The organism is Psychrobacter sp. ENNN9_III (genome assembly GCF_001462175.1).
GTDB lineage: Bacteria > Pseudomonadota > Gammaproteobacteria > Pseudomonadales > Moraxellaceae > Psychrobacter.
Window position 1 is genome coordinate 1 of the sequence record NZ_LNUO01000208.1, and the last position, 4424, is coordinate 4424.

Annotated in this window: 4 protein-coding genes; all 4 read right to left on the reverse strand. The window is 40.0% G+C overall.

Annotation, left to right across the window (positions count from 1 at the left end):
- Positions 1-157 precede the first annotated feature (157 nt).
- On the reverse strand, positions 158-1303 hold the full coding sequence (locus tag PENNN9_RS12400) for a HupE/UreJ family protein (protein ID WP_058369962.1): 1146 nt from the start codon (positions 1301-1303) through the stop codon (positions 158-160).
- Positions 1300-2499 (reverse strand): tetratricopeptide repeat protein, encoded by a 1200-nt coding sequence (locus PENNN9_RS12405; RefSeq protein WP_058369963.1) that lies wholly within the window; start codon positions 2497-2499, stop codon positions 1300-1302. The genes PENNN9_RS12400 and PENNN9_RS12405 overlap by 4 nt, the downstream gene beginning before the upstream one ends.
- 76 nt (positions 2500-2575) lie before the next feature.
- A complete protein-coding gene (locus PENNN9_RS12410) occupies positions 2576-2851 on the reverse strand; it encodes a hypothetical protein (RefSeq protein ID WP_058369964.1) in 276 nt (91 codons plus the stop codon).
- A 27-nt stretch (positions 2852-2878) separates the two neighbouring features.
- On the reverse strand, positions 2879-3586 hold the full coding sequence (locus PENNN9_RS12415) for a DUF4331 domain-containing protein (protein ID WP_256713857.1): 708 nt from the start codon (positions 3584-3586) through the stop codon (positions 2879-2881).
- Between the last annotated feature and the right edge of the window lie 838 nt (positions 3587-4424).

Genomic DNA, 4424 nt, shown 5'->3' on the forward strand with positions numbered 1-4424 from the left:
GCCTTGATGTAGACAATTATATCTAAAACTCTGCATATGAATAAAAAATATATTTCTTGTCAATATGTTCATACTGACAAGAAATATGATGTGCTTTAATGAAGTTTAGTCGTTTTAAGATCATGAATGGAATTAATACACTAATTGATGACACAGCCTAAAAAACTCGCTGAAAAAACCACCATAATGCAATTAAAATACTAGCCACTGAACCTGCATAAAATATGATCGTTTTATAAAAACGCGTATGCCGTAGTAACAGCGCTATGGGAAATACCAAGGCGATAAATACAAGTTGTCCTAGCTCTATCCCTATGTTAAAACTTAATAATGCTAGTACACGCTCGCTTGTGGTTAGTGGCAAATCTACAAGTACATTAGCAAAGCCAAAACCGTGAATTAGTCCAAAAAAGAATGCTAGATAGACGGCGCGTACGCGTAGCAAAGGTACTAAGTTGTTTAATGCTGCGAACGCTATGGATAGAGCGATTAAGGATTCAATAAAGCGGGCAGGTATACTGACGATCTGAAGCGCCGCTAAACTCAAGGTAATTGAATGTGCTAATGTAAATGAGGTTGCAATCCAAAAGACTTCAAGTAATGCCGCTTGCGGTTTAGTAACGGCAACCAATGATTTTTGCTTACGTAAGTAGACTGCAGGGATTAGCAGTACAAATAAGAATAATAGATGGTCCCAACCAATCAACAAATGATGAATGCCACTTTTCAAAAAATTCGTTGCCGTGAACAACCAGCCAGATTCAGTCCCTGAACCTAAAGGAGTTTTTCCTACAGCCAACACTTGAAGGGGCGACTCATCACTAGCCCCAGTCAGGATTAAGCGGTGATTGGCATCGATACCTGCTAAGATCTGATAATTTAGATTATCGATTGGGGTAGCACAGTTTATCTCAAAGTCTGTGTATAGGTAATTAAACCCGCCGCGTGTATTAATTGCCAATGGGGCAAAGCTTGCTATCTCGCAGGCTTGCGTACCTGCTTCTAACTTTACTTGGGATTCGATTAGCTGCTTTATGAGTGGCGTTTGCGATTTTACCTCTATCCAACTTACTTTATGATCTTGGTTTGAATCTATATCCACTAGTAAAGCAAGGTCGCGTAATGACAACTCATATTCAGCGTTATAATTAATACTTGCTGTGTCTGTGGAATTGCTCGCTTGAAGGTTCAAGTAAGCGGTACTAGATTCGTGTGCCTGTAGGATCGTGCATGTCATCGCTAGTAACAGCAGCGTCAAGTAACGATAGCTATGATTCCAAAGGCGTCTACTAAGGGCGCTCATAAAGGCTTATCCTTGCTTGAAGTTTGCAGGCCTGAGATTGGGCAGTTTAAACAGTCACTAATTTTACCCAAACGTAGATCACGCTCAAGCGCTGGATATTCAAACTGAGTATCTTTGATGAATTGGCGTATCACTTCAATGTCTTTTTGGCTGCCAGCTTGGATGGCTGCTCTTGTATAAATCTCAATATCAGCTGTTTCGCGCTGCTGTTGCCAGTTGTTTCGAGCCAACTGGAGTGCCGAATCAATTTGATTAGCAAGCATAGCGTAAGTAGCCTGTTCACGCCTGTGTGCATTTTCTTTGCGTATTTGCCACACCTCAGTACGCTCTTGCATGAGTGCTAAGTTTTGTTCAGATTTAGGGTCGCGCAGTTTTATTTGTGCCGCGATAAGCCGCAGTAACAACGCATCTTTGTCAGTATGATCTTTAAGCAGTTGATGCACTTTTTGATACTCTCCTTTACTCAAAAGCCAGTCAGCACGAGCCATAAGTGCAGGCACAGTTTGAGCATCCATAACGCTAAAAACCTCATTAGCAAGAGGAGTATCTTGGCTTCTTAAAGCCGCATCTGCTTGCATCAAATATATCCAGCGAGCGGTTGATGTATCTAGTCCAGGCGCAATGGCCGCCAAGCCACTGAGCGTTTGTTTTGCCTGTTCAAGCTGTCCAGTCATGCTCTGTATCTGGGCTTGACAAGCCAACTCATACACGCGCAATTCAGGGTCAACAAGTTTGTTGCAATAATCGATAGCTTCTTCAAACTGGCCTTGAACAACTAATAGAGAGGAGAGAGTCAAAAGAGCATCTGGATTGGCAGTATCTTTAGTTAATATCTGTTTTAACATCTCTTTTGCTTCAGAGAACTTATGATCTGATTGTAAAGCCCGCGCTCGTAGCATGAGTGTCTCTACGCTTTGATCTGTTAGGTGATCAAGTTGCGCTTTTGCTTGGCCTAGGGCGCGCGGGTCGCCTTGCAAGTAAGCGCGTTCTAATAGCTGGCTGGTCTGTTTAGGATTATTTGTATTTTGGCTAGACAAAAAATCATCTGAGCTGAGGTAGCGTGCAGGCGGTGAATCTGAAGGTAGAGTTTCAAGAATTTGTTGGTCAGTTTTAGGAATAAAAGGTGCAGCATAAAGTAATTGGCAGCTGATGACTAATAAAAACAGTAATTTAATAATGTGCTTAATCCATTGCATAAGTTCTGTCCGTTCAAAACATAAAGGAACACCTGAACAGTAGCCTGATCAGGTGCTCGATTTACCTCATATCAGACTACAATGAGGCGTTGGCGCCCGTCACAGCGACAGGTTCTGCCAAGTTGGCTTCGGGAAGTATGATCCGATCGATGTCCTGTGGCTCATCGGTGTTTACATCTCTACTGACGTCGATGACGGTAGATGTCCTGCTAGCTGCCAATTCCGCTTTAGCTTGATCTATCGCTACTTTACTATCAGCCCGATCTTGCGAGCTAGAATTGTTATTATCATTAAAGCAACCAGAAAGAGCGGCCGATCCGGTGACTAATACTGCTAAAAGTACATAGCGCATCGTATTTCTCCTTGAGTTAGATTCAACTTATCGGCTACCTGGATTAGGGGTGGTTAGATAAGGAAAGACTGAGTCAAACTCGGTAGCGGGTTTAAGTGCACCGTCAGTAAATAGAGCTTTTCCGGCCTTGGCATCAGCAGGGACGCAGGTAACATCTGCTGGCAAGCCCGCGTGACATAAGGCACCCATAGATACCCTCAACGCGATATCAGTAACATCATCACCAGGTCTTCTACCGTTTGGAAATCCTGCAACGTCTTTGCTATTGGCACTAGGTCGACCATCGTTTTGACCAGGGATAATACTAATGACACCTAAGTCGTTTTGATTAGCAGCTGCTACGGCAGGTGTGCTGGTGTTTAAACGCAACATATCTGCTGGTACAACTTTGGCAGGCTTATTGATAGTCGGAACACCTGTCAAAAAGGCAGTGACTAAGTCTTGACGCGGAAAGTTAGTTGGTGCTGGTGCTTGTGGATACAAAGTCTGAATCAACGCAGGCAATGTAGGATAAAAGACATAAGGTGCAAATTTAGCCACATCATCTTTTGGCTCTGAGGCATTAAATTTGTCTTTATCTTTAAGACCGATCACAACTTCGTTTACCAGTGGCATACCGAGCCTTGAAACCTGCGTCCATGCACCGCCTTTTTTCGCTGTGGTACTGATGCCGGATTCAGGAGAAGGATTGACTAAGGTTGCTTGACGGACACTAGCGGTCGTCCAAGCTCCAATGACAGGGTCGTTACCTCATAACTCTACGATGGCTAGATGCTATAGCACTTGCACTAACGCATAATGTCATTGCTGCTATCAAAGCCTTAGTAGTATGTTTCATACGAAATCCTTGTAGAGAAACTTAGTAGGTACTAGCAATTAAAATGATTGAGCGTTACGTGTAATTAATAAGTAACTTAAACTAAACTATTCTTATGACAAATTAAACTAAACTATACACATTAGCAAGACGTCAGTTAGGAAGGTATGGGCAAGTTAATCAATAACAACAGTCAAAAAAGTACTAATTGTATTGTAATTTGTACATCATAATATAAAAATATATACTCTCTACAAGCTATATATTTTTTAGAATTTGATAACGCAAAGTTTCTACTTCTATAAAAATTAAGGAATAGAAGCTTTTTATAGGTAGCAGACTTTAATCAATACTTTAGCTTTTGTAATGAGTTTGATATAAATAATTCTTTGTAAATGAAACGTTTAGAATTTCTACGTTACTCTTAAAGGTGAATATTATTCAGCTTATTCTTATTAACATGAAAATTAATATTGCAAAAAGTGTCAATTTATTAACAATTTATTCTTATTTTCAATCAATTATGATAAAAATGCACATGAATAATAGTATCAATGGTTTGGTACGTTAATGACAGCATCGAATAATAAATAGTGCTCTTTCATTGGATTTTAGCAATTTAGTAAATAAAAATTAATGAAGGACTAATACTTTCAAAAGTATTATAGGTTTATTGATATATATGTATTAGTAAATATATATTTTTTATACCTTTATATTATATGCCTAAATTTAATCTTACTAAAACCCAATAAA

What these genes read in the sequence shown, in the direction of transcription:
- PENNN9_RS12410 (WP_058369964.1), bottom strand. Translation starts at nt 2,851, where the DNA reads ATGCGCTATGTACTTTTAGCAGTATTAGTCACCGGATCGGCCGCTCTT.
- PENNN9_RS12405 (WP_058369963.1), bottom strand. Translation starts at nt 2,499, where the DNA reads ATGCAATGGATTAAGCACATTATTAAATTACTGTTTTTATTAGTCATC.
- PENNN9_RS12400 (WP_058369962.1), bottom strand. Translation starts at nt 1,303, where the DNA reads ATGAGCGCCCTTAGTAGACGCCTTTGGAATCATAGCTATCGTTACTTG.